General features: G+C 63.9%; 27 protein-coding genes. 4 read left to right on the forward strand and 23 right to left on the reverse strand.

The window, feature by feature from the left end:
* Positions 1-4: 4 nt before the first annotated feature.
* The gene (locus ACH196_RS01620; protein WP_396644330.1) at positions 5-361 is read right to left on the reverse strand and encodes a YciI family protein; all 357 of its coding nucleotides are present in this window, start codon (positions 359-361) and stop codon (positions 5-7) included.
* On the reverse strand, positions 358-636 hold the full coding sequence (locus ACH196_RS01625; RefSeq protein WP_396644332.1) for a hypothetical protein: 279 nt from the start codon (positions 634-636) through the stop codon (positions 358-360). Before ACH196_RS01625 ends, ACH196_RS01620 begins: the two co-directional genes overlap by 4 nt.
* Before the next feature lie 204 nt (positions 637-840).
* Here ACH196_RS01625 and ACH196_RS01630 point away from each other — a divergent pair, with 204 nt between their 5' ends.
* The gene (locus ACH196_RS01630) at positions 841-1,266 is read left to right on the forward strand and encodes an OsmC family protein (protein ID WP_396644334.1); all 426 of its coding nucleotides are present in this window, start codon (positions 841-843) and stop codon (positions 1,264-1,266) included.
* Here ACH196_RS01630 and ACH196_RS01635 read toward each other — a convergent pair.
* The 10 genes from ACH196_RS01635 to ACH196_RS01680 form a co-directional block, all read right to left on the reverse strand.
* Positions 1,263-1,904: a YceH family protein gene (locus ACH196_RS01635; RefSeq protein ID WP_396644336.1), complete on the reverse strand. Its 642-nt coding sequence runs from the start codon at positions 1,902-1,904 to the stop codon at positions 1,263-1,265. The two genes, ACH196_RS01630 and ACH196_RS01635, sit on opposite strands and share 4 nt — an antisense overlap.
* 58 nt (positions 1,905-1,962) lie before the next feature.
* Complete coding sequence (locus ACH196_RS01640) at positions 1,963-2,493, reverse strand: hypothetical protein (RefSeq protein ID WP_396644338.1); 531 nt, start codon at positions 2,491-2,493, stop codon at positions 1,963-1,965.
* Positions 2,494-2,651: 158 nt separating this feature from the next.
* Positions 2,652-3,410, reverse strand: coding sequence for a PGN_0703 family putative restriction endonuclease (locus tag ACH196_RS01645; protein WP_396644340.1), 759 nt, complete (start codon positions 3,408-3,410; stop codon positions 2,652-2,654).
* A gap of 25 nt (positions 3,411-3,435) precedes the next feature.
* Entirely contained in the window at positions 3,436-4,215 is a 780-nt protein-coding gene (locus ACH196_RS01650; protein ID WP_396644342.1) for a succinate dehydrogenase iron-sulfur subunit, read from the reverse strand.
* 16 nt (positions 4,216-4,231) lie between these two features.
* Positions 4,232-5,020, reverse strand: coding sequence for a suppressor of fused domain protein (locus ACH196_RS01655; protein ID WP_396644344.1), 789 nt, complete (start codon positions 5,018-5,020; stop codon positions 4,232-4,234).
* A gap of 23 nt (positions 5,021-5,043) precedes the next feature.
* Positions 5,044-5,487, reverse strand: coding sequence for a DUF3052 domain-containing protein (locus ACH196_RS01660; protein ID WP_396644346.1), 444 nt, complete (start codon positions 5,485-5,487; stop codon positions 5,044-5,046).
* Between the two features lie 2 nt (positions 5,488-5,489).
* Positions 5,490-7,340: a succinate dehydrogenase flavoprotein subunit gene (sdhA, locus tag ACH196_RS01665; RefSeq protein WP_396644348.1), complete on the reverse strand. Its 1,851-nt coding sequence runs from the start codon at positions 7,338-7,340 to the stop codon at positions 5,490-5,492.
* Between the two features lie 4 nt (positions 7,341-7,344).
* Entirely contained in the window at positions 7,345-7,740 is a 396-nt protein-coding gene (sdhD, locus tag ACH196_RS01670; protein WP_396644350.1) for a succinate dehydrogenase, hydrophobic membrane anchor protein, read from the reverse strand.
* 2 nt (positions 7,741-7,742) lie between these two features.
* Positions 7,743-8,159: a succinate dehydrogenase, cytochrome b556 subunit gene (sdhC, locus tag ACH196_RS01675; RefSeq protein ID WP_396644352.1), complete on the reverse strand. Its 417-nt coding sequence runs from the start codon at positions 8,157-8,159 to the stop codon at positions 7,743-7,745.
* A gap of 298 nt (positions 8,160-8,457) precedes the next feature.
* Positions 8,458-8,802, reverse strand: coding sequence for a hypothetical protein (locus ACH196_RS01680; RefSeq protein ID WP_396644354.1), 345 nt, complete (start codon positions 8,800-8,802; stop codon positions 8,458-8,460).
* Positions 8,803-9,134: 332 nt separating this feature from the next.
* Between ACH196_RS01680 and ACH196_RS01685 the strand changes: the two genes are divergently transcribed.
* The 3 genes from ACH196_RS01685 (at position 9,135) to ACH196_RS01695 (ending at position 11,859) form a co-directional block, all read left to right on the forward strand.
* A complete protein-coding gene (locus ACH196_RS01685; RefSeq protein ID WP_396644356.1) occupies positions 9,135-9,506 on the forward strand; it encodes a hypothetical protein in 372 nt (123 codons plus the stop codon).
* A 137-nt stretch (positions 9,507-9,643) separates the two neighbouring features.
* A complete protein-coding gene (locus ACH196_RS01690; protein ID WP_396644358.1) occupies positions 9,644-11,011 on the forward strand; it encodes a hypothetical protein in 1,368 nt (455 codons plus the stop codon).
* Positions 11,008-11,859, forward strand: coding sequence for a hypothetical protein (locus tag ACH196_RS01695; protein WP_396644360.1), 852 nt, complete (start codon positions 11,008-11,010; stop codon positions 11,857-11,859). The genes ACH196_RS01690 and ACH196_RS01695 overlap by 4 nt, the downstream gene beginning before the upstream one ends.
* Before the next feature lie 163 nt (positions 11,860-12,022).
* Here ACH196_RS01695 and ACH196_RS01700 read toward each other — a convergent pair whose 3' ends face one another.
* From ACH196_RS01700 to ACH196_RS01750, 11 genes are all read right to left on the reverse strand, one after another.
* A complete protein-coding gene (locus tag ACH196_RS01700) occupies positions 12,023-12,754 on the reverse strand; it encodes an SDR family NAD(P)-dependent oxidoreductase (protein ID WP_396644362.1) in 732 nt (243 codons plus the stop codon).
* A gap of 155 nt (positions 12,755-12,909) precedes the next feature.
* Positions 12,910-14,106: a diguanylate cyclase gene (locus ACH196_RS01705; RefSeq protein WP_396644364.1), complete on the reverse strand. Its 1,197-nt coding sequence runs from the start codon at positions 14,104-14,106 to the stop codon at positions 12,910-12,912.
* Positions 14,107-14,277: 171 nt separating this feature from the next.
* Positions 14,278-15,486 carry a GGDEF domain-containing protein gene (locus tag ACH196_RS01710; RefSeq protein ID WP_396644366.1) on the reverse strand — a complete coding sequence of 403 codons (1,209 nt, stop codon included), beginning with the start codon at positions 15,484-15,486 and terminating at the stop codon, positions 14,278-14,280.
* A gap of 140 nt (positions 15,487-15,626) precedes the next feature.
* Positions 15,627-17,036, reverse strand: coding sequence for a 3-isopropylmalate dehydratase large subunit (gene leuC, locus ACH196_RS01715; protein WP_396644368.1), 1,410 nt, complete (start codon positions 17,034-17,036; stop codon positions 15,627-15,629).
* A gap of 66 nt (positions 17,037-17,102) precedes the next feature.
* On the reverse strand, positions 17,103-17,231 hold the full coding sequence (locus ACH196_RS01720) for a hypothetical protein (RefSeq protein ID WP_396644447.1): 129 nt from the start codon (positions 17,229-17,231) through the stop codon (positions 17,103-17,105).
* 88 nt (positions 17,232-17,319) lie between these two features.
* Positions 17,320-17,910: an MgtC/SapB family protein gene (locus ACH196_RS01725; RefSeq protein ID WP_396644370.1), complete on the reverse strand. Its 591-nt coding sequence runs from the start codon at positions 17,908-17,910 to the stop codon at positions 17,320-17,322.
* A gap of 75 nt (positions 17,911-17,985) precedes the next feature.
* Positions 17,986-18,624 carry a class I SAM-dependent DNA methyltransferase gene (locus ACH196_RS01730; RefSeq protein ID WP_396644372.1) on the reverse strand — a complete coding sequence of 213 codons (639 nt, stop codon included), beginning with the start codon at positions 18,622-18,624 and terminating at the stop codon, positions 17,986-17,988.
* 144 nt (positions 18,625-18,768) lie between these two features.
* The gene (locus tag ACH196_RS01735) at positions 18,769-18,927 is read right to left on the reverse strand and encodes a DUF3309 family protein (RefSeq protein WP_349005197.1); all 159 of its coding nucleotides are present in this window, start codon (positions 18,925-18,927) and stop codon (positions 18,769-18,771) included.
* Positions 18,928-19,012: 85 nt separating this feature from the next.
* Positions 19,013-19,693: an outer membrane lipoprotein carrier protein LolA gene (locus ACH196_RS01740; protein ID WP_396644374.1), complete on the reverse strand. Its 681-nt coding sequence runs from the start codon at positions 19,691-19,693 to the stop codon at positions 19,013-19,015.
* A gap of 127 nt (positions 19,694-19,820) precedes the next feature.
* On the reverse strand, positions 19,821-22,493 hold the full coding sequence (locus tag ACH196_RS01745; RefSeq protein ID WP_396644376.1) for a DNA translocase FtsK 4TM domain-containing protein: 2,673 nt from the start codon (positions 22,491-22,493) through the stop codon (positions 19,821-19,823).
* 123 nt (positions 22,494-22,616) lie between these two features.
* Positions 22,617-25,232: a calcium-binding protein gene (locus ACH196_RS01750; protein ID WP_396644377.1), complete on the reverse strand. Its 2,616-nt coding sequence runs from the start codon at positions 25,230-25,232 to the stop codon at positions 22,617-22,619.
* Positions 25,233-25,294 lie beyond the last annotated feature (62 nt).

Below are 25,294 nucleotides of genomic sequence, written 5' to 3' on the forward strand. Positions count from 1 at the left end.
GACCTCATGACCCCGGAATGTCGTAGACCGCCCTTACCTCGATTGTGCCCATTTCGGCCAGCGGAATGCCCGCCGCGATCTCCAGCGCCTCGTCGAGATCCTTCGCCTCGATCATGATGAAGCCGAGCAACTGTTCCTTCGTTTCGGCGAAAGGTCCGTCGGTGATCAGCGTCTTGCCCTTACGCCGGCGCACACTCCTCGAGGTTTTTGCCGACTGCAGGGCCTGGGCGACGATGAGGTGGCCTTTGGCTTCCAGCGAGCGGTCGTAGGCGATCGACGACGCATCGAGCTTCGCCGCCCCCTCGGGCGTCAGATTGTGAAGGTCGCGTTCTTGGCCATAGACGAGGCAGACATATTTCATGGCAGGGCTCCTTGCTGCTGGAACGACGATGCGCTGGCGACGCGGCTGGCGGCAATCTCCGGATTGCCTGTCGCGGCGACCTGAAGCCCGGTCACGACGGCGCCGATCAAGGCGAACGCCAGCAGCAGCCGGGCGGCGCCGTTCAGCGCCGTGGACATGAGCGCCAGTTGCGCCTGCATCGGACATTGATCCGGGCTTTGTCGGCGGGCAGCGGGAAACATGGTCAGAAAAGCCAGCATTTGCACGAAAGCCTCCTTCGGCTCGGGGATTTTCATCCCGAGGACGAGCCCGCCTCCGACAGGCCGACATTTTCGCACACGCGGATTTTTGTCTTTTTTCGCGTATTTTTCCGGTTCGTGAAGAAGCAGTGGAAGCGAAATCGGTCGCGGTGGACAAGTCGGCAGTGGCGCCATCGGCTGCGGGCGCTATAGTTCGGCCGACCGCCTCGCGGCTCGCCACCTCAACCAGGGAGACCCATCATGGACCGTCACGCCACCGCCGTCTGGAAAGGCACGCTGAAAGAGGGCGCCGGCACGCTCGACACGCAGAGCAGCGCGCTGAAAGCATTGCCCTATTCGTTCAAGAGCCGCTTCGAGGACGAAAGCGGAAAGTCCGGCACCAATCCGGAGGAACTGCTGGCCGCCGCCCATGCCGGCTGCTTCGCCATGCAGCTTTCGCATTTCCTCGCCGAGAACGGCACGCCGGCCGAGAAACTCGACGCCAAGGCGGTGGTGACGCTGGTACCGGGAACCGGCATCACCGGCAGCGCCATCACGCTCGTCGGCACCGTGCCCGGCATCAGCGCGGAAAAATTCAAGGAACTGGCCGACAAAGCCAAGGGCGAGTGCCCGGTGTCGCGCGCGCTGGGCGCGATCAAGGTGTCGCTGGACGCAAAACTAGGCTAGGCGCCCACGGCCTCCAGCCTGGCCTTCAGCGCGGCGACCTCCTCCTCGAGCTGGCGAACGCGTTCTTCCAGTTCGCTCAGCGCCGAGCCGGCGGGAGCGGCGCTGCGCGCCGCCGGCGCGGGGATCGACGACACATCGACATCGCCGGCCAAAAGATGCGCGAAGCGATCCTCGCGCTGGCCGGGGGCGCGGCCGATCTCCTTCACCAGCGGTGGGCGGCGGCCGACCAGCATGTCGAGTTCGGTGCGTACGGCGTCGGCAGAGCCGAAATTGGCCATGCGGTCGGTGCGAGTCTGCAGTTCGTTCAGCGTCTGCGGACCACGCAGCATCAGCATGGCGACCAGCGCGCTCTGCGGCGTGGTCAGGCTGAACTTCCGCGACGCCGTCTGCTCGTAGCGGTCGACGCGCGAGGCCATCATCCGCCGCGCCAGGCCCTTTTCCTCCAGCGCCTTGAGCGTGCGGTTGATGTCGACATGCTCCAGCGCCATCACCGGCTCGCGCGACGTCTTCTGGTTGGCCGCGGACTGCAGCGCATTCAGCGTCAGCGGATAGACGTCCGGCGTCAGAAGCTGCTTTTCCATCAGGCAGCCGAGGACTCGGACTTCGAGGGCGTTGAGGGTGGGAAGGTCGCTGCTCATGCCGCCGCTTCTCGCAAAACGGCAGCCCTGCGGCAAGGGGCAGGCATCGGCAACCGCCTTACCGCTTGACGACTAGGCCGAGTCGGCGCCGCAACTGCTCGATGCGGCGCGGAAACATGGCGTGGCGCTCGGTGGGCAGCGCGACGGCAAGCGCCATTCGCACCAGATCCTCCTTCTCGCTCTCTTCGAGCCGCGGCTTGAGCAGAAGGCAGGCCTTGTCGATCACCGAGCCAACTTCCGCCACCTGGTCGCTCGCCCATTTCGCATAGATCACCGCCTCGTCGACCTGCTTTTCGCTGTCGGCGATTCCGGCGATCTCGTCTCGCACCCGCTTTTCCAGCGCTTCCGAAACCGGCACATCCTCAGCCGCTATCGCCACGATCACAGTGGTGGCCGCCGTTATCGGATCGTCGATCGCCGTGATCGGGGAAAGCGCCGCCTTCTTGCGCAGCTTGCTGCGGCGGATGTTGCCCTGGACCCGCCCGACCGCGTCGGCCACCTCGCTGGCGGCCTCGCCCATGATTTTGAGCCGGTACCACCAGAAAGCGCCCACTCCCAATATGCCGAGAATGGCAAGCAGAATGTGCATCGTCGCAGCCCCACGCCAATACTGTGGGTTGCATAACCTATGATGCAGGTGGCGACTACTGAAAACCGGCTTCGACGTCCTGGGGGCTTAAGGTTTCGGCCAACGAAGTGGCGAAATGATCGCACAGTTGCAAGAGGTTCTCCGGTGAGGAGCGACCATCAAAGAGGTGCAAATCGGTCAATGACCAGATCGACATGCCTCTGAACATACGCGTCACCGGAATTGGAGAGATTGTACAGAAGTCCGCGATAGTCCATTACATGGAATGCAACAAAATCGCCCTTCACCGCCGCCTCGAAACGGTCGCGCTCGGCGCGATGAGCCAAAATCCGCTCCGCCGAGACACGGCTTCCGTTTGGCCACCTGTCGGGTTCAGCGTGAAGATAGACGAGAAACGGTCGCCTGCCTTGCTTTCGAGACTGCGTGGCCAAGCCGAAGGCATGCTTGACCAGTTGTGTCGTATCCAGAAAATCGTACTCGGACGATCCATCCATGATAGCATCGCGCTGCGCGAGAAAGCGGGCCATGCCTTCTCCCCACACTGGCTTTAGGTAAGCCGTCGAAAACGCACCATTCTTGCTGCCTCGAAACGGCTCATAGCGCTTCGATTCGATCGCAATGAGCGAATCTGGCGTCTCAATAACCGCATCCAGCCATGGATGCCGCCCGCCACTCCAAGGAAAACGCAGACATTGCTCGAGTTTGAGCTTTGCTGGACCATCTATCCGGAGACCGAGCGCCGTTACCAAAGGCCGCGCGTCGTCGAGGAACAAGCCCAATGCGTTGGCGGCCAGCGCGGCAGATGATTCGGGACTATGAAACTTTACTTCGAGTTCCCTTCCGTCGGCCTTTTCGTAGAAGTCGCGGATGCGGCTGCGGTCGAGATGCGGCAGAATGCTTTCGCCCGTGTCCATCATGCCCTTACGAGCGGCCTCCTGTTCGTCAGACCCGTCTCTCCACCATCATCTTCTTGATCTCGGCAATCGCCTTGGCCGGATTAAGCCCCTTCGGGCAGGTCTGCGCGCAGTTCATGATGGTGTGGCAGCGGTAGAGGCGGAACGGGTCTTCCAGATTGTCGAGCCGCTCGCCCTTGGCCTCGTCGCGCGAATCGATCAGCCAGCGATAGGCTTGCAGCAGCGTGGCCGGGCCGAGATAGCGCTCGCCGTTCCACCAGTAGCTCGGGCATGAGGTCGAGCAGCAGGCGCACAGGATGCATTCGTAGAGGCCGTCGAGCTTCTGCCGGTCGTCATGGCTCTGCAGCCATTCCTTGGCCGGCTCCGGCGACACCGTCTTCAGCCACGGCTCTATCGACCGGTGCTGCGCGTAGAAATTGGTGAGGTCCGGCACAAGATCCTTCACCACCGGCATGTGCGGCAGCGGATAGACTTTCACCGCCCCCGAAATATCGTCCATGCCCTTGGTGCAGGCCAGCGTGTTCGACCCGTCTATGTTCATGGCGCAGGAGCCGCAAATCCCTTCGCGGCAGGAGCGGCGCAGCGTCAGCGTCGGGTCGATCTTGTTTTTGATCCACAGCAGGGCATCGAGCACCATCGGCCCGCAATCATCCATGTCGACGAAATAAGTGTCGACGCGCGGATTTTCGTCGTCGTCCGGCGACCAGCGGTAGATCCTGTATTCGCGCAGATTAGTCGCGCCTTCCGGCTTCGGCCAGGTTTTTCCCTGCTGGATTTTTGAGTTCTTGGGGAGGGTGAGTTCGACCATTGGAAAATCCGTCCTGCTATCGCGCCAGTTCCGCCGCGACGCTGCTGCGACCCTGATGAAGCACTTCGCTGATGCCGTAGTACAGAAACGCCTGGTCCAACGCGTCAAAACCCTTTTCGAGCTTTAGCGCCATCTCGTCGTCATACACCGGCACCACCGCGAAGAGCGGCACATTGCGCCCGTCCGACATCGTTACTGACCAGTACTGCTCGGGCCAGCCTGAAAGCGGGGAGAGCACGATCCCCGACAGTTTCGTCCCGTCCGCATAGGGCGTGGCCGGGTTGCCGTTGGGCATGGAATGGCCTTCCCACAGCCAGGTGTCGTATTCGTGCGGGAAGCGCGCGAGGAATTTGAGCAGCGCGACCGGCCAGAACTTCTCATAGTCCTTGAGCTCGGCTTCCGGGATCATGCCCTTATCGTCGGCCGAGAACCAGCGCGCCGGCACGGCAATGACCAGTTCGGCGAAGCGATAGTTCTCGGCCCGTTCTACGTCTTGCGGCACATGCATCGGCAGGTCGCTCATGCCGCTGGTCACAAAGGTCCAGTTGGCGCGGGTCGCGGTCGGCCTGAACACCAGCACGTCGATATGGACCTTGTCGGATTCCAGCTCGTGATAGACATAGTGCTCGCCAAGATATGGCTTGAGCGCCTTTTCGATGTCGGCAACGTGCTCGGCCTCGCTGACGGGCGCGCGGAACTGGTGCTGGTGGCCATCATAACGGTGTATGCGCGAACCGCCGGGCGACACTTCCTGGCTCCAGCCGGCTTCCGCGCCGACCAGGAGCAAGGCGGCTCCGGCCGTCATCGCGATCTGCCCAAGCCGGCGCATCACCGCCGCTCCTTGCGGATGACGAGCTTCAGACCGGACCAGACCGCATCGATCGCGGCGACCTTCACGTCGACCAGATCGAGTTTCAGCGCCTCGCTGCGCACAACATCCTCGGTAACGTCGGTCGGCACCTTCGAGGCTTTCTTCGGCCACGACACCCAGATCATGCCGTCGCGCCGGATTGCCGATTGCAGGGCCGGCAGGTGATCCTCGATCTCGGCGCGCTTTTTCGTGAAGGCGTGGATCGCGTCGTACTTCTCGCTCTCGCCTCCAGCATCCGGCCACGCATCGAACCGGTCTGCGGCGGCGAAAAGCGCCGAGTCCACCAACCAGTCAAGTTCGGCGGGCAAAACGATGAAGGCTGCATGCATGCCATCCTTCAAGCCGAGCTTTGTCGCCAGCGGCGTGCCGGAATAGCCTGCCGTGGCGAGCGCCGCGCCCATGCCTAATAGACCCGTGCCTTGGGCGCGATCTTCTTGGGGTCGATGCCGCCCTGCTCGACCGGCAGCGTCGTCTCCGTATGCACCGGGCGATAGCCGAGCGTCACTTTTCCGGACGGGTCGACCCAGGCCAGCGTGTGCTTGCGCCAGTTGGCGTCGTCGCGGCCGCCATAGGGACCGTCGGCATAATCCTCGCGGGCGTGCGAGCCGCGGCTCTCCTTGCGGGCCTCCGCGCCGTAGACCGTGGCGATGGCGTTGGCCATCAGGTTTTCCAGTTCCAGCGTCTCGACCAGGTCGGAATTCCAGATCATCGAGCGGTCGAACACCTTTATGTCCTTCAGCTCGCTCCAGATTTCCGAGATGCGCTTGCAGCCGTTTTCGAGCGATTCCTGCGTGCGGAACACCGCCGCGTCCTCCTGCATCGCCCGCTGCATCTTTTCGCGAAGCACGGCGGTCGGCGTCGAGCCGTTGGCGTTGCGCAGCCGGTCGAAGCGCTCCATGATCTTGTCGACGGACGCTTCGTTGACCGCGGGGATCGGCGCGTTGCGGTCGATCACCTGGCCGGCGCGGATCGCTGCGGCGCGACCGAACACCACCAGGTCGATCAGCGAGTTGGAGCCCAGCCGGTTGGCGCCGTGCACCGAGGCGCAACCCGCCTCGCCCACCGCCATCAGGCCGGGCGACACGCGGTCCGGCTCTTCCGGCGTCGGGTTCAGCACCTCGCCCCAATAGTTCGTCGGCACGCCGCCCATATTGTAATGTACCGTCGGCAGCACCGGGATCGGCTCGCGGGTGACGTCGACGCCGGCAAAGATCTTCGCCGATTCCGAGATGCCCGGCAGCCGCTCGTGCAGCACCGCCGGGTCGAGGTGGTCGAGGTGCAGAAAAATGTGGTCCTTGTTCTTGCCGACGCCGCGCCCCTCGCGGATTTCCATCGTCATGCAACGCGAGACCACGTCGCGGGACGCCAGATCCTTGGCCGAGGGTGCGTAACGCTCCATAAAACGCTCGCCCTCGGAGTTGACGAGGTAGCCCCCCTCGCCGCGCGCTCCCTCGGTGATCAGGCAGCCCGCGCCGTAGATGCCGGTCGGGTGGAACTGCACGAACTCCATGTCCTGCAGCGGCAGTCCGGCGCGCGCCACCATGCCGCCGCCGTCGCCGGTGCAGGTGTGGGCCGAGGTGGCCGAGAAATAGGCGCGGCCGTAGCCGCCGGTCGCCAGCACCACCGTTTTTGCCGAGAAGCGGTGGATCGTGCCGTCATCGAGGTTCCAGGCGACCACGCCGGTGCAGCGGCCGTCCGGCTCCATAATCAGGTCGAGCGCGAAATATTCGATGAAGAACTGTGCATTGTGGCGCAGCGACTGGCCATAAAGCGTGTGCAGGATGGCGTGGCCGGTGCGGTCGGCGGCGGCGCAGGTGCGCTGCACCGGGGGGCCTTCGCCGAACTGGGTCATGTGGCCGCCGAACGGCCGCTGGTAGATTTTTCCTTCCGCGGTGCGCGAGAACGGAACGCCGTAGTGTTCAAGCTCGTAGACCGCCGCCGGCGCCTGCTGGACCATGTATTCCATGGCGTCGACATCACCCAGCCAGTCCGACCCCTTGACGGTGTCGTACATGTGCCACTGCCAGTTGTCCGGCCCCATATTGGCCAGCGACGCTGCGATGCCGCCCTGCGCAGCGACGGTGTGCGAGCGGGTCGGGAAAACCTTCGTAATGCAGGCGGTGCGCAGACCCTGTTCGGCCATGCCCAGCGTGGCGCGCAGGCCGGCGCCGCCGGCGCCCACCACCACCACGTCGAACTTGTGGTCGACGAATGTATAGCCTTTGCCGGCGGCCGCCGAAGTTGCCTGTGCCACTGGATCAGCTCCCGAAGGCCATTTTGAGCAGCGCGAAGCCGGTGAAGACGCCGACCGCGATGGTGAAGAAGGTGTTGGCGAGCAGCAGCGCGAGCTTCATGCCTTCGCCATAGATATAGTCCTCGATAATGACCTGCATGCCCAAGCGCATGTGGTAGAGGCCCGAGATCACGAAAAGAAGCAGCACCAGAGCCACGAAGGGGTTGGCGAGCGCGGCGCGGGTCTCGGCGAAGCCGGCGCCGTTCAGCGCCACTAGCAGGCCGACGAAGAACAGGGTCAGCGGGATGTTGGCGATAGCGGTCAGCCGCTGCCGCCAGAAATGCTCGGTGCCCTCGCGCGCCGACCCCAGGCCCCGGACCTTGCCGAGCGCCGTACGCATGTCCTTGTTGCCGCCGCTCATGATCAAGCTCCCCGCGCCAGGTAACCGGCGATCCAGATCGCCAGTGTCAGAACGACGGAAGCGGCCAGCGTCGCCCAGGCGATCTTCGAGGCCGTATGCTTTTCCAGCCCGACGCCGGTGTCCCAGACGAGGTGGCGGATGCCGCCCATCATGTGGTGCATCAGCGCCCAGGTGTAGCCGAACAGTATCAGCCGTCCGAGCCAGGAACCGAAGATGCCGTCGACGAAATCGAAATAGCTTTGCGACGTCGATGCCGCGATCAGCCACCAGGCGACCAGCAGCGTGCCGAAATAAAGCGCGCCGCCGGTGATGCGATGAATGATCGACATCGTCATGGTGATCGGCGGGCGGTAGATGGTGAGATGCGGCGAAAGCGGCCGGGCGCGCGGGCTTTGGCGGGTGGCTGGTGATTGGCTCATGGCTGCCCCTTGTCGTCGTCGCCCGTCCCGTCGCCGGAACGACTTGGACCGTATCCGGATGCGACTGGACGATGGGTACTTAATGCGCTTTTTGCACCGCGTCAAAGGCCAAAAAACCGTTTAGCCGCGCGGCTTTAGTCAGGGAGAATGAGCAATCGGCGGGTGCGCCGCACTTCAATCGTTTGAAGCTGTCGGAGGTTATGAGAGCCACCTGCCTGCGGGTCAAATGCTCGCCGGACCTGCTTGTCTCATGCACGGAAAATTTTTTTCTCCGGCTCTGTTTCAGAAGCCGGCAAACCTAGCGGGCGCAGTCCATCGGCTTGCCGCCCTTGACGAACAGTGCGTTGTTCCCCTCCAGCACGAGCGCATAGCCGGGAATGCCGTAGCGCGAGCGCTGTTCGGCGGGCGCGGCAGGCAAGGTCACGGCCTCGCCGGTCATGTCGGTCAGAACTACGTCGCTGGAGCGGTTCTCGACGGTGATCGACCCATCCTCGCCACAGCGATATGTGGTCGTTCCGGGCCGGCCGGACGGCTCCGCCGCCGAGGCCGTGGCATGAGTGGACCCGGCATCCCCCTCGCCGACGCAGGCAGCGAGGCATGCAAAAGGGACAGCGAGCAAGGCAATCCGAATGGTCCGACGCAACACGACCTCCTTGCCCTCCCCCGAGCGGGTGGAACTGCATATAGCCGGAAAGGATTGGCGATCAATGGGGCGGCAGCGGGGCAGGCCCGCTATCCACCATGCATTGGCCGGGCATGGTTTCAAGGGCTTAGCCGGAACACCGATCCCTGCCATACCAGCCGCGGCAAACACGCCTGCGACACACGGGGTGGTCGAGGGGTCGACGACAGACAACCCTCGTTAACCATAATCTCCGATAGGCGCCGTACGGCGCCATGCCGGCCTTAACTTTGGTTAAGAAAGGATTAACTTCGCGAATCGAGGAGGCATTGCCTCAATCGAAGGAGAGCATGATGCATCTCGGAATTGGAATTCTCGCAGGCGCCGCGATGAGCGCGGCGCTTGCGATCACTGCCGCAACACCTGCCGCCGCCTGGGATCGTGACCGGGTCTATGCCGACAGTTTCGGCAACCTCGTCATCGAAAGCGCCGCCGGGTTCAAGCGCATCCTCGTCGGCGAAGGCCACGAGGCGGAGCGGCTGGCCAAATATGTCGGTGCCGGCCAGCCCACGCGCGCCGACGAGCCGGAGGTCATCTATTCGGACCGGACCGGCGAGCTGGTCATCGGCGAGTGCTACCGGCCACCGGTGCTGGTGAAGGGCCGCGGCTACATGTACGGCTTCGACCAAGGCGAGATTCCGCTGCAAGGCGGCCCCTGCCAATAGACAGGGTTCCGACGCCGGGTCGTATCAGGCATCGAGATTCGCATGAAAGAGGCGTGCGGCGTCACGCGATGGCGCGGCCCTGATTCGGTCAACTTTGTCCGGCCAAGCTCCGCGTGTTGAGGAACGGTTAACCATCGATGAGCCATGCGGCCCAGTCTCGCCGGCTGAAGGACCATATCGCCGGCCTTGAAACCATGACGCGGTTCGTGCTCGCCACGCTTGCGCTGGCAAGCGGCGTCTACACCTATCTCGGGGTCCGCAGCCTGCTCGACGGCTCGGCAACGGTCGTGTTCTTCGCGGCGGTGATTTATTCGGCCTCGGTGTCGGTCGCCATCTACGGCTTCTGGACCTATCTGATCCGCTTCCTGCCGGAGATGCGCGACGGCGGCTCGCGGCTGGCGCTGCTCGGCATCATGGCGATCGGCTCGGCGATGATCGTCGCCATGGCCTCGTGGCTGAACGCGGCGGCTCTGGCCGGCTCCGCGGCGGTCGAGCAGCATCTGGCCATCACAATCGAGGAATACACCGCCGATCTCGACCAGGCGCACGGCAATGCGCTCGGCTCGCTGTCGCTGCTGCCCGATATCCAGCGCGCCGGAGAGCGTTTCGCCCGGCTGGCGGCGGACGAACAGAGTTCCGGCGCGCTCACCGGCACGTCCGGATCTGGCAGTGTCGTGCAACTGCTCAGCCAGATGTCGGCCCAGATGAAGGAACTGGAGACCACCATCCAGTCCTCGCGCGAACCGATCCAGCTTGCCTTCGAACAGGGCCAGAAACATCTTGCGACGATGCGCGGCCTCGTCTCGGCGCCTGGTCCGATCGAGCAACGCTCCGACCAGTTCGCCGCCGAATCCGTGGCGCTGACCGGTGTCATCGCCTCGCTGGAGCAGACATCGATCGCCGCCTCCGTCACCCGCGCCGCCGCCGACCTGTCGGTCGGCTTCATCGCGCCGGTCGCCGACGGGATGACGCCGGACCTCGCCGGCCGGCAGGATCAGGTGATAACGACGATCCGCGGCTCGGTCGCGGCGCAGTCCAAGGCGCTGTCCGACGCCGCGGCGGAAATCCTCAACCAGCCAAAAGTGCCGGAGCGGCGCTATGTGCCGCTGACCTCGGCGGAGGCTGTGCTGCGTTATGCCGGCGACTTCATCCCGAGCTGGGCCGGCGCGATCTCCATCGACTTGTTGCCTGCCGTGCTGGTCGGCATCATGGCAGTGGTGCATGGCGTCATGCGGCGCGGCGAGGACGAGCTTGAGGAGGCCGACCGCATCACCGCCGGCGACATGCTGCGTTCGCTGAAATACAACGAACTTCTGCAGGCGCGGCTGCGCGAGCAGCAAGCGGCGGAGAAACATGCCGCAGCCGACGTGCCGGCCGGTGCGGCAATTATGGCTGAAGCGTTGCCGCCGGCAGAGCCCGAACGATCAGAACCGTCTACCAGGCCGGCAACCGCCGAGAACGTGACGCCGCTGTCACTATCCGAACGCAAGCGGTTCGAGCCATGAGCCTGCCGGGCGATATCCGTTCAGCCGACGCGCCTGCGGAGCGGGAACAGCGCCGCAACCTGCTCGTCCGATATCTCTCCCGCTTCGACGACGGCGAGCTGCTTCGCTGGGCGTTTCGCGGCCTGCTGATCGGCGCGGTAAGCGTTCTGGCGATCGACCTGCGCGATCTCGCCGAGACCAATGGCTGGGCGTTTGCCGAGATTGCCGCTCCGGCGGACCCTGAGCCGGTGCTGCCGCCCGCCGTCAAGGTCGGCGTTCCCGATGCTCCCTCAACCGATCCGCGTCCCTTCCTGACGACCGAAGAAAGCCTGCTCGGCAAGCCGATGAGTTTTACGCTCGAACCCGGCGGCCGGCTGGAGGCTACCGGCAGTATCCAGCCGGGAACCGCCGACCGTTTCGCTGCCGAAATGGACGAGCGCGGCGAATATGTGAAGACCGTGTCTCTGAATTCGCCCGGCGGCGCGCTGGACGACGCGATGGCGATGGCGCGGCTGATCCGCGAACGCGGCCTCGACACCGAGGTTGCCGACGGAGCGCTCTGCGCCTCCTCATGTCCGCTGCTTATGGCCGGCGGGAAACACCGCGCGGCCGGCGACAAGGCTGCAATCGGCGTGCACCAGTTCTATGCCGCCGCCGCGATTGAATCCTCGCCGGAGCAGATCATGGCCGATGCGCAGGCCACGACCGCGCGGATTTCACGGCATTTGGCATCCCTCGATGTCGACCCGGCGCTGTGGCTGCACGCGCTGGATACGCCGCCGCGCGCGCTCTACTATTTTTCGAAAGAGGAACTGGCGGGCTACCGGCTTATCAGCGGGGACGGCGGCAAGACCGCGAAGAAGAAGTAGGCTCACGATCCGCCTGCATCCACTGCCGCGCCGCGCCGACAGGCTTCCGAAAGCAGACCCGGACTCCGGAACTCCGGACGACCACCAAAATACCTTGTCGCCGATCCATTCGCGCATGGGCGGCTGGACGGTGCATGCTGCTTGATCGGGCCACGCGAGACCGTCACACCTGACGCATGCCACCGTCGACGCATAGCTCCGCGCCGGCGACGAAACTCGCCTCGTCGCTGAGCAGAAACAGCGCCGCTGCGGCCACTTCCTCGGGCCGCGCCATGCGGCCCAGCGGGATATGCCCGACGAGCGCCGTGCGCACGTCATCGGAAACCGCGTCGAACATCGCGGTGTCGGTAGGACCCGGGCTGACGACATTGACGCGAATGCCGCGCGGCCCGAGTTCCGCGGTCCAGGTCCGCGCATAGGAGCGCAAGGCCGCCTTGCTCGCCGAATAGGTGCCGTAGGAAGGCACCCCCGCCGTATCCGCGGCCGAGCCGACGAGCACGACGGAGCTGCCCTCCCCCATGATGCTGACCGCCTCCTGCAGGGCGAGTACGGAACTGCGGACATTGACCAGGAAATGGCGTTCGAAATGCTCAGGCGTTTCGTCGGCGAGAAGAGCCGGTTCCGATATACCCGCGTTCATAACCAGCGCATCGATGCGGCCCTGCTCGTCCCGGACCGTCGCGATGGCTTCCGATACGTCCCGCGGCTTGCCGGCATCGGCGACAATGCCGCGCGCCCCTCGTCCGATTTTCCTGGCTGCCGTTTCGACGTCTTCGGGCTGGCGCCCGGTAAGAAACACCGCCGCACCTTCGGCTGCAAGCCGCCCCGCAATGGCAAAGCCGATACCCTTCGCACCGCCCAGTACCAGCGCAACCTTGTCCGTCATTCGAGCCATCGCAAAATCCTTCGCGTCTATAATGGCGTGCCGGATTGCACTCCGTCTATTTACCCGCTCCCGCCGAGCGTTGGATCTGGGCTGTCCAGATATAACGGGGATGTTGGGCACGCGGAGCGGCCCTTGCTGGGTGCGACGGACCGGCTCCCGGTCGTTCACCTCACCCGGCCTATCGCCGTGCCAGGCATGACCTCCGCAGGCCGCGCGACCCGCACGCAGTCGCGCCCATCCTTCTTGGCGGCGTAGAGCGCCTCGTCAGCCCGTCGCATCAGGCCCGAAAGACTTTCCAAGCGCAGCAGTTCGGCGACGCCGAAGCTCGCGGTGAAGCGTCTGTCCGCCGGCAACCCCTCAATCGGCAGTGAGGAGAACGAACTGCGCGCGCCCTCCGCGAAAAGCCGCGCGGCGATCAGGTTCGAGCCCGGCAGGATGATGGCGAACTCCTCGCCGCCAAGTCTTGCCGCGACCTGCCGGCCGCCTGCTGCGCTCTTCAGGAATCCTGCGAATGCCTGGATAACACGGTCGCCGCTGGCATGGCCGAAGGTGTCGTTGACGGCCTTGAAATGATCGAGATCGGCGATGACCAGCGACACGGGCATTCCCTGGCGCAACGCATCCTCCATAGCCTTGCTTGCACGGCGCTCGAAGCCGCCGCGATTGTAGAGCCCGGACAGCGTGTCAGTTTCCGATTTGGAGGTGACGTCGGCCAGGATGTCACGAGCCATGATGACCAGCATCAGCAGCGCTACACCGATGGCGAAGATCGTGGCGAGCGTCTGCGAGAACAGCGCATAGTTGGTCTTGAGATAGTCCTGTGCGCTCGCCCCCGTGCCGCCGGCAAGCACCATCAGGAACGGTTTCGACAGGAATTGCAGCGCGCTGGCCGACAGAACGACCAGCAGCACCGTATCCAGCCGGCCGCGGGCGCGCGAGAAGCCGACGATCCACACGCCGATCAACTGCATGGCGAAATAGGGAGCCTGATAAGCGAGCATGCGCCAGAACGAGGTGCGCGGCAGGTCTTGGATCAGGGTGCACACGACGACCGACACAATGAAGGTGGCGGCCATCGTCGTGCGCGGATTCTGCACCGAATATTTCTGCGCCAATCCGACATTGAACTGCGCCATGCCGGCCAGCACGATGGCGAAAGAGAACACGATCGCCGGCGTGTTGCTCCCCAGCGCATAGATCATGAACTCGACGCCGAAATAGGCCATGCCGAGCCCATAGCTGAGCGCGAACCAGCGCGCGGCGGTCAGCTTGGCATCGTAGAGGGCAACGGCCATGAAGGCGGCGGCGAGCAGGCCCGCCACGACGAAATTGATCGCCAGGATGAATCCCGCCCCGCTCAACCGATCCTCCACCGCGTCATGCGGGTGAAGGTATAGACAAAGCACAGGTGTGAGAAGAAGCAGTTAATCCGGCAGGGGCCAAGCTTGCGCCCGGCCTATCTTGAAGAAACAGCAACCAAAGCTTGCACTGCCCAATCGGCTGGCGTCCCCACCGCTTCGATGGGTCTAACGTCAGGTGCCGGCGCGCCACTCCCGCACATCGATCGGGGAATCGCCTTCGGACCGGATATAAGTGACGCGGACGCGGTCGCGGCCGGCGCGCTTGGCCTGCATGAGCGCATCGTCGGCGCGCTTGAACAATGCTGCCAGGCTTTCGTCGCCGGCGCGTGCCGCGACACCGAAGCTGCAAGTGACCAGTCCGAGATCGGGCGTCACGCCTTCCAGCGCACCCGTGGAAAGCGCGGCCCGCAGGCCCTCGGCGAAAAGCCGCGAAGCGCCCAAGTCGCACTGTGGCATGAACACCGCGAATTCCTCGCCGCCGGTGCGCCCTATGATCGCCTTCCCGGCGCCCGCTTGCCGGAGCAGGCTGGCGAACGCGGTGATGACCGCATCACCGACCGCATGGCCGTGGCGGTCGTTTACCAGCTTGAAATGATCGAGATCGGCGAGAACGAGACCAAGCGGCAGCGGCTTGCGCTTGGTCTGATCAAAGAATGGCGCGGTTTCTTCCTCAAAGCCACGGCGATTGAGCAGGCCGGACAGCGCGTCCGTACGCGATTGGATCCGCAATTCCTGCATCGCGTCAAATGCGACGGTGGTCAGCAGCGTCAGCGCAATCAGCACCGAGAAGAGGATGACGGACAGGCTCGTCGTCAGCCAGTAAGCCGAGGTTATGTACGGCATCTGTTCGGAATGGCCATTCTCGAACAGCGCGACGACGACGGGCCGGATGAAGAAATCAAGCGCACGCAGCGCAGCCAGCCAGATCAGCAGCCGGTCCACGAAAGCAAGTTTCCTGGCCTTCCGCAGGCTGAGCGCGATGACCACGCACATTGCTCCGAGCCCGTAGTTCACGGCGAAGATGCGGGCGACAAAGTCGGGCTGCAAGAACAGGAACCAACTGAAGACAGCCATTCCGGCGATACCGCATGCCGCAAGCCGGAATACGGGCACCCGCAGGGCCTGCCGGGCGATCACTGCCCGTGCCAGCAGGAACACGGCGCAGAAGAAGAGCAAATTGGAGAGGAATTTCGCCGCCTCGAACGGCATTCCGAGGCTGAAGCCCTGCAGGACGAAGCCAGCGCCGACGCAGAGATAGCAGAGACCGAGCAACAGGACGTGACGGTGCTCGCGCTTGGCCGCCCAGATCACCAGGAACGCAAGCGAAAGCATGCCGGACACGGCCGGATTCAGCAGCGATATGAACAGGCTCTGGTCCAACGCGCCCCGCCCGCGGTTACCCAGCGTCAAGAATTAGAAGAAACCCACGAACAACAGGTTAAGCCGGCAAGGCGATCGCTTCAACCAGGCGATCGCCCGTACGGGTTCGGCGGAGCGCACCGGGTACCCCGCCGGCGCCCTCAGTTCCAGTCGCGGATGTCGACGAAATGCCCGGCAATCGCCGCCGCCGCCGCCATTGCCGGGGACACCAGATGGGTGCGGCCCTTGAAACCCTGGCGGCCCTCGAAATTGCGGTTCGAGGTTGAGGCGCAGCGCTCATGCGGCTTCAGCCGGTCGTCGTTCATGGCGAGGCACATGGAGCACCCCGGCTCGCGCCAGTCGAAACCCGCCTCGATGAAGATCTTGTCGAGGCCTTCGGCTTCCGCCTGCTCCTTCACCAGACCGGAGCCGGGCACGATCATCGCATCGACGGTCGGCGCGACCTTCTTGCCGTCGACAACCTTGGCCACGGCGCGCAGATCCTCGATGCGGCCATTGGTGCAGGAGCCGATGAAGACGCGGTCGAGAGTGACGTCGGTCATCTTCGTTCCCGGCGTCAGGCCCATATAGTCGAGGGCGCGCTGCTTGGAGGTGCGCTTGTTCTCGTCCTCGATCGTCGCCGGGTCGGGCACAATGCCGGTGACCGACACGACGTCCTCGGGCGATGAGCCCCAGGTGACGATCGGCGGCAGCTTGGCCGCATCGAGCACGATGACCTTGTCGAAATGCGCGCCCTCGTCGGTCTTCAGCGTCTTCCAGTAGTCCAGCGCCATGTCCCACGCCTCGCCTTTTGGCGCACGCGGCTTGTCCTTGACGTAGGCAAAAGTCGTCTCGTCCGGCGCGATCAGGCCGGCACGGGCGCCGCCTTCGATCGACATGTTGCAGATTGTCATGCGGCCTTCCATCGACAGCGCCCGGATCGCCTCGCCGGCGTATTCTATGACGTAGCCGGTGCCGCCCGCCGTGCCGATCTCGCCGATGATGGCGAGGATGATGTCCTTCGCCGTCACGCCGGCGGGCAATTGCCCGTCGACGCGCACCAGCATGTTTTTCGCCTTGCGCTGGATCAGCGTCTGGGTGGCCAGCACATGCTCGACCTCCGACGTGCCGATGCCATGTGCCAGAGCGCCGAACGCACCATGCGTCGAGGTGTGGCTGTCGCCGCAGACAATCGTCATGCCGGGGAGCGTAAAGCCCTGCTCGGGGCCGATGATGTGGACGATGCCCTGGCGGATGTCGTTCTCCGAATAATATTCGACGCCGAAATCCTTGGCGTTCTTCGCCAGCGCCTCGACCTGGATGCGGCTTTCCTCGTTCTTGATGCCAAGCTTGCGGTCGGGCGAGGTCGGCACGTTGTGGTCGACCACGGCCAGCGTCTTTTCGGGATGCCGTACCTTTCGACCGGTCATGCGCAAGCCCTCGAAGGCCTGCGGGCTGGTGACTTCATGCACGAGGTGGCGATCGATGTAGAGCAGGCAGGTGCCGTCGTCCTGGCGGTCGACGACATGGTCGTCGAAAATCTTGTCGTAGAGGGTGCGCGGTGCGCTCATGGTCTTTATCCGTCGATAGGAATGAGAAGGAGGAAAAGTCCGGCGACAGCCGGAAGCCCGTCGGCTTCAGCGAAGTCGGGAAAGCAGCGCGCCCGAGATACGCGCAAAGAACCGCGCGGGCAGGCGCTTCTTGTCCTGCAGCACGAAGCCCTTGTAGCTCGGATCTCCGAAAAGCTCTTCCATCGCGCCGCTCATACCAAGCTTTTGACGCGGCGGCAATTGTGGCATGGAGCTGTTGCGACAGACGGCAAAGATGCTCAAATTGTCCGAACGACCGAGGACCTCAGTTCTGAGCAGGCTTCATCTTCGACGGATCGTCCTCTTTCGGCTTGATCGCCCGCTTGGCCGAACGGCGCTCATCCTCCGGTAGCTCAAAATCCTCGCCCTGGTTCATGTCCATCTTGCTTTCGAGAGCATAAAGCAGCACCAGCACGGCCAATGCCAGCAGCGTCGAAAACAGCGCGATCTGCCAGAGGCCGAGACCAGAGGCCACGCCGATGGCGCCGGCCAGCCACATGCCGGCGCCGGTGGTCAGCCCATGCACCTGCCCGCGGGTGAAAATGACCACGCCGGCGGCAAGGAACGCGACGCCGGCCGTCACCGCCTCGACGACGCGGATCGGGTCGACCTTCACGGCATCTTTCAAGACATCGGTGGTGAACATCGGCGCATGGATGATCTCGATGGTGAGAATGGCGAAAGTCGCCGACGCCACGCAGACCAGGATGTGGGTGCGCAGCCCTGCCGGCCGGTTGCGCCATTCGCGCTCGAAGCCGATCACCGCGCCGAAGATCGCCGCCAGCAGCAGCCGCGCGGCGATCACCGGAAACGATGTATAGGTCGCATGGCCGAATTCAGCGGCGAGCTGGTCCATGGAAATCCCTCACGCGTTGGCCGCTAACGCGGCCACATCGGCGAGGTTCCAACGGCGACGAGGGGCTTTGCCGGCTCAGGTGATTTCGAATACGAACGCCTTAACGACCGCATCCGGCTCGGCGATCGCATAGCACCGGAACCACGGGCTTTCCTCGACCGCCTGCCATTTTCCCTGGCGCTCCAGCTCGTCGAACACGGCGCGAAAACCGCCCTTCTCGAAAACCTGGTCACGCACGGTGAACATCGCATGGCCGCCTTTTTGCGTGATGCGAACGAGCTCGTAGAGCCCGGTCGCCGGCGCATGGCCCATCGTGAAGACGCCGGTCGAAAAGAAGGCGCGGAAATGGCCGTCCGGCCACGGCAGCGGGCCGCCGAGCGCTGCCTCGCGCAGATCGTTGTAGCTGCCGCGTGAACCGGCGATCTTCAGCATGTCCGGCGACAGGTCGAGACCGGCCAAGTCGCCATAACCCAGCGCCTTGAGTTGCGGACCGGAGAGCCCGGTGCCGCAACCGGCGTCGAGCAATGGCCCTTCGCCGATCGGCACATAGCGCGTCACCCAGGCCACGACGAGGAACGGCAGCAGGTAACCCAGCGCCGCGGTCTCGCCGTCATAGGTAGCCGCCCATGCGGCATAGGCGTGCGCGAGCGCCTCGGGCGTTCCGGCGGTGTAGACCGATTCCAGCGCCGCCGCCGCCTTGTCCGAAGTGCTCATCCGCCTGCGTCTCCCGATCGATGTTGCCGGAAAAGTGGCAGGCCATGCCCTCTGCGGCAAGCGAAACAGCGGAATGATCGTGAAGCTGAAGCAAGTTCGTCCGGCTGACGCCACCCAAAGCGAGATGGCCAGCCGGACGAAGGCCTAGATGCGTCCCATCAAAAGCAGGATGAGGAGCACGATCAGGACGACGCCGACGATGCCGGAAGGACCGTAGCCCCAGGCCCGCGAATGCGGCCAGGCCGGAACGGCGCCAATCAGGATAAGGATCAGGATGATGATCAGGATGGTCGTCAGCGTCATTGCAGCCCTCCGGGTTTATTAGCCGATTGGGATGACAATGCGCGGGCGAACCGCAAGGTTCCGCAGGCAGGTTGCCGGACGATGACTACCGGTTCGACTTCTTGCTGTTGAGCTCGAGATTCTTCTTGTAGTCGATGGCGAACAGGCTTTGGTCGATCTTCACGTCCTGTTTGACGTTGAAGATCATGACCGTGGTGTCCTTGCCCTGCGCGTCGGTGATCGTCCATTCCTTGAGTTCGTAATTGGACGGATCGAACTTCATGGTGATTTTGGAATTGCCGAAGGACGACTTGTCGACCAGTTGGATGACCGTCTGGTCGGGCTCTTCCTTGACGCTGCGCACCTTGTTGCCGGACAAATCGATGCGGTCGTCGAGCAGCAGCTTCAGCGGCGTCTTGGACAGCGGATAGAGGTCCATCGTCTTCATCTTCGGGTTCTCCAGCACGACCGAATCGCCGTCGGAGATCACCCTGAAGCCGGCTTTGCCATCATAGTTGAAACGGATTTTTCCGGGCCGCTGGATGTAGAATTTTCCGCCGGTCTGGCGGCCCCGCGCGTCGAACTGCACGAACTCGCCGCTCATCGAGCGGATGGACGCGAAATGGTCGGCGATCTTCTGCGCCGTCGCGGAAACCTCCGCGGCAGCCGGCGCCGTCATGCCGGGCAGCAGCGCGAGGCCGACAACAACCGCAATGCCGAGCGCCATGCCGATCACGCCACGGCGCGTCTTCGGCGCGCCGGCATTCATCATGGGAGCCTTGGTCATTTTTCTCACCCGGGAATCGCGTTCTTCGTTGCAGCCCAACTAAGAATGTAGTTGGGCTTTAGTTTGACGGAGACAAGCCCGGCGCCGTTTCACGTTTGCGGGACACAGGCAAAGCCCGGCCCGGGCGTCACATCTTGTCCTCCTCCGTCGGCACCAGAATCTCGCGCTTCCCTGCATGGTTGGCCGGACCGACGATGCCTTCCTTCTCCATCTTCTCGATGATCGAGGCGGCCTTGTTGTAGCCCACGCCTAGGCGGCGCTGGATGTAGCTGGTGGAAGCCTTGCCGTCGCGCAGCACCACCGCCACCGCCTGGTCGTAAGGGTCGTCGGAATCCTCGAAATTTCCGCCGCCGCCCCCGGAGCCGCCGCGCGGCGCGTCATCGTCACCGTCCTCGCCATCATCCTCGGTGATGGCGTCGAGATATTCCGGCACGCCCTGCAGCTTGAGATGGTTGACCACCTTCTCCACCTCATCGTCGGAGACGAACGGGCCGTGGACGCGCTGGATGCGGCCGCCGCCGGCCATGTAGAGCATATCGCCCATGCCGAGCAGTTGCTCCGCGCCCTGCTCGCCCAAAATGGTGCGGCTGTCGATCTTCGACGTCACCTGGAACGAGATGCGGGTCGGGAAGTTCGCCTTGATCGTGCCGGTGATGACGTCGACCGAGGGACGCTGCGTCGCCATGATAACGTGGATGCCGGCGGCGCGCGCCATCTGGCCGAGCCGCTGCACCGCGCCTTCGATGTCCTTGCCGGCCACCATCATCAGGTCGGCCACCTCGTCGATGATGACGACGATGAAGGGCAGCGGCGCCAGATCCAGCTCTTCCGTCTCGTAGATCGCCTCGCCGGTCTCGCGGTCGAAACCGGTCTGCACGGTGCGCGAGATTTTTTCGTCCTTTTCCATCGCCTGGGCGACGCGGTTATTGAAGCCGTCGATGTTGCGCACGCCGACCTTGGCCATCTTGCGGTAGCGGTCTTCCATCTCCCGCACCGTCCATTTGAGCGCCACCACCGCCTTCTTCGGATCGGTGACGACCGGCGTCAGCAGATGCGGGATGCCCTGATAGACCGAGAGTTCCACCATCTTCGGGTCGATCATGATCAGCCGGCAGTGCTCGGGTTTCAGCCGGTAGAGCAGCGACAGCACCATGGTGTTGATGGCGACCGACTTGCCCGAGCCGGTGGTGCCGGCCACCAGAACGTGCGGCATCTTGGCGATGTCGGTGATTACGGCCTCGCCATTGATGGTCTTGCCCAGCGCCAGCGCCAGTTTCGCCTTGCTGGTCTCGAAATCCTTGCTGGCCAGCAGTTCGCGCAGATAGACGGTCTCGCGCTTGGCATTGGGCAGTTCTATGCCGATGGCGTTGCGGCCCGGCACCACGGCGACGCGGCAGGCAATCGCGCTCATCGAGCGCGCGATGTCGTCGGCAAGCCCGATGACGCGCGACGATTTTATCCCGGGCGCCGGCTCAAGCTCGTACAGCGTCACGACCGGGCCGGGGCGGACATGGATGATCTCGCCCTTGACGCCGAAATCCTCGAGCACGCCTTCCAGCATGCGGGCGTTCTGCTCCAGCGCGTCCTTGGAGAGCGTCGCATCGCGCACCACGCTTTTCGGCTCGGACAGGAAGAACAGCGACGGCATCTCGAACGTATCGGCGCCGATCATCGAGGTCTGCGCCTCGCGCTGCACGCGAGCGCCGGGGGTCGGACGCGGAGCAGGTGCCTCGACGCGGCTCGGCATGGTCGGCGCAACGGGCGCGCCGGACGGGTTCGAACGGTATTGCTGGACATGCGTGGGCTGGGCGCGCGCCGCCTGGCGAACGGGCTGGAGGTCCTCCTCCTCGTCGTCGAAGGCGTCGTCATCCACCGGCTGTACATGCGGAACACGACTGTCGGCGGAGACCATCGCGGCAAAGAATTCCGGTTCGACGCGCGCCCGGCCTGCCGGGCTGACGCGGGCCTCGGCGCGCTCGGCGAATTCGACGCGCTCGGCGGCCTCGCGCCAGCCACCCGACGGCGCCGGCAAGTCGTATTCGTCGTCATCCTTGCGTGTCCGCCGGCTGGCCAGCCGGCGGCGCACGAAACCGCGGGCCGACAGCCACCAATGGGTGATCGCGCCCAGCGCCAAGATACCCTCGTCTTCTTCCTCGTCGACGAAATTGGCATCGTCGAGTTGCGGTTCCTCGCGTTGCCGCTTTTCGATCTCGACCGGCATCGGCCGGCGGAACAGCAGGCCGCTTCCAAAGGCTGTCAGGGCGAGAGCCGGCAAGGCCAGCGCGCCGGCCAGGCCCATGGCGACAAGGCCGCTCGGATAGTGGCCGATGATCAGCGCTGGAATCTTCAGCACGATATCGCCGAACACGCCGCCGAGCCCGGAGGGCAGCGGCCAGGTCTCGGGCGGCGTCACGCAGCCGGCGACGCCGGCGAACAGCAGAGAGGCGCCGAACCAGGCGGCGGCGCGCTTGAGTTTCCGGTCGATGCCATGCGCGGTGAGGAAGAGGATGGCCCAGACGACGGCTGGCGCAAGTGCTGCCACCGCCGACAGGCCGTAGAACTGCATGGCGAGGTCGGAGAACGCTGCCCCGGCATAACCCATGGCGTTGGTGATGGGGTTGTCGGTCGCGTGGCTGAGGCTAGGGTCGGCGACGTTCCAGGTGCCGAGGCTGGCGAGCGCGAAGGCGATGCCGGCAAAAATGCCGATGCCGATTAGCCGGCCGACCTGGCGGCGCAGGAAAGCGCCGACGCCGGTGCCGTTATCGGAAAGCGCGAGCGGCGCGGCAGCCCCAGGACGCATGCAAAAATCCTCGCGGTCGTTTTCACTACGGCCGGCACGCGCGGGACGCGATGCCGGCAGAATCGACCGTGAGACTAGGCGGCGAGGGTTAAAGGCGCTTTAACCATGCCGATCGCGTAACGATCAGATCACCACGAAATCGGCGGCGGTCAGCGTGAGATCCGGCTTGAGCGTGGCGAAATGTATCGCAGCTTCGGAGTCGGTGCCGTCCTCGTCGTACCAGAGCTTGCCCGTGTCGGTCTCATAGATGATGCGGTCGCTGGCGTCCCCGGCAAGTCCGGAGGTGTTTGCGCGGAACGCCGACGCAACCAGCCCGCCCGGTACTGTCAAGGTGTTGAAGATATTATTCTCCAGTGCAACCGTATCCTCCGCCGCGCTGAAATCGGTGATCCTGTCGACGTTGGCGGCCCCCAGCTTGGTCGAGAACACAAAAGTGTCGGCCCCGCCCAACCCTGTCAACGTGTCGCTGCCAGCCTTGCCGTCGATGCGGTTTGCGCCCGCGTTGCCGACGACCGCCTGGACGAACTCATTGCCGGTCAGGTCGATCTTGCTGGTGCCACCTGACGAGGTGGTGGTCAGTTGCTCGACATAGACCCCTTTTCCGAGCGTGTAGCTGACGGCGGCGCTCACCCGATCCAGGCTGCCTTCGTCGACGCGCTCGACGATGACGTCCAGCGCATCGTAGACGGCAAAAATGTCATTGCCGCCAAGACCGTACATGATGTCAGCGCCGCCTTTGCCGTCGCTCAGCACATTCGCGGCCGCGTTGCCAATGATCTCCTGATGCAGCGCATTGCCGGTGAGATTGATCGCGCCGGTGCCCGTGGCGCCGTTGGTGGTCAGCAGTTCGATACTGCTGTCCGAGCCCAGCACATAACTGACGCGCGCCATCACCCGATCGGACCCTTGGCCGGCCACCTCCACGACGACATCGGAAGCGTCGCTCACCAGAAAGATGTCGTCACCCGCGCCGCCCTCGAGCCGGTCTGTGCCCAGACCACCATCCAGTCGGTCGTTGCCGCCATTGCCCTTGAGCAGATTGTCGGCGGCATCGCCGGTGAGTTGGTCGGCAAAACCCGACCCTTCGAGATTCTCGACCGACGTGTAGGTATCCCCGGCCGCATCGCCTTTGTTGGCCGACGCATTCGCCAGGCTTGCCGCTACCGCTGCCGCGGCCGCCGCATAGGAGGCGGTGTCGATGCCGGCGCCACCGACAAGCGCGTCCGCGCCGATGCCACCAGTCAGGATGTCATCGCCGCCACCGCCGCCGAGCTTGTCATTTCCGCCATCGCCGAAGAGGCTGTTGATGGCATTCGACCCCTCGACAGTGTCGTCAAATTGCGAACCAATGACGTTCTCGACCGAATTGAACGTATCGCCGGCCGCTTCGCCGGCGCCAGCGCCAAGATTGGCGAGGCTCAGCGTCACGCTGGTCGCCGCTGCCGAGTAGTCGGCGGTGTCGACGCCGAGGCCGCCGCTCAGATAGTCGGCTCCGAGGCCACCAGCCAGAACGTCGTTGTCGTTGCCGCCGAACAGCGAATCATCGCCTTCCCTACCCGACAGGCGATCGGCACCGGCATCGCCGACGATATCGTCACCATGCACCGTTCCGCCGATCGTCTCGTTGGCGGCATCGCCACGAATGACGAAATCGATATCCGTGTCGATATCGTAGGGAATCGTCCGAAAGTCGTAAGACAAGGTCGCGCCCATAACGACCGTCAGCTTCGCGGCGTCCTTGGCCGCGTCGGCGCTGATACTCGGCAACAGGCCCAACTGGTTTATTCCGATCGTTGCCTCGCCACCGACAGCCAGTTCCAGCCCTTCGATGCCCTGTATGGTATCGTCGGACAAATTAGCGACGCTGGCCACTCTCAGCGTGTCGATCCCCAACCCACCGTCATACGTTTCGGCGACGGCATCGTCTCCGAGCAATACGACGATGACATCGTTACCCTCCTCGCCGTGAAGCTCGTCCCGGCCGGCGCCACCATTGATCATGTCGGCATCGGCACCGGCGCCGACAAGGTCATTGCCTGCTCCCCCGCGCAAAATGTCCGCACCGTCAAGGCCGCGAAGGACGTCGTTGCCGCCGTTACCGCTTAATTCGTTTGCATCGGCACTGCCTTGCACGATGTCGTTAAAATCCGTGCCGATGACATTTTCAATCGAGGCATACCTGTCGTCGATGCCGTCGAAAAACCTGCCTTCGCCCTTTCCCGAATTGAGGGACACGGACATGCCCGAGGATTTGCCGAAGTTTATTCCGCTGTAGTCGACGGTATCCGTGCCGAGCCGGCCATATATACGGTTCTGTCCGAGCCCGCCGCTGACAAAGGTGTCGTTTCCCTCCCCGGCATCGAAGGCATTGTCACCGCCTCCGGCGTGGAAAACATCGTCGCCGGACGACCCGAAAACCACCTCGTTGCCTCCCGCCCCGACAAAAACGGTCGCCGTGTCGAAGCTCACGACGTCGAATTTGTCGCTATAGAGAGCACCTATATATTGGTCGTCTATTTCAAAGGTGACCGACGTGATTTCACCGGGCGTAAGCGTCTGAACAAAATCGAGTTGAGCCGTCGCCCCGAAACGATGATCGGATGTGAAGGCGCTGCCGATCGTCACGGTGAGATCGGCGTCCATTTCTCTCGAACTCGGACCGTAGAACAGCGTGGCCGTCAGTTGACCGCCGCTGAGATCCAGCGAGAAAGTGTGCCTGTCTTCCGAGATAACGAGCATGAAGTCCTCCCAAGCCCTGCTCCTAACCTAGCGGAGGACAACCTCCACGACAACTGTAGCGG

Origin of the sequence: Mesorhizobium sp. IMUNJ 23232 (assembly GCF_044326205.1) — a bacterium.
Lineage (GTDB): Bacteria > Pseudomonadota > Alphaproteobacteria > Rhizobiales > Rhizobiaceae > Kumtagia.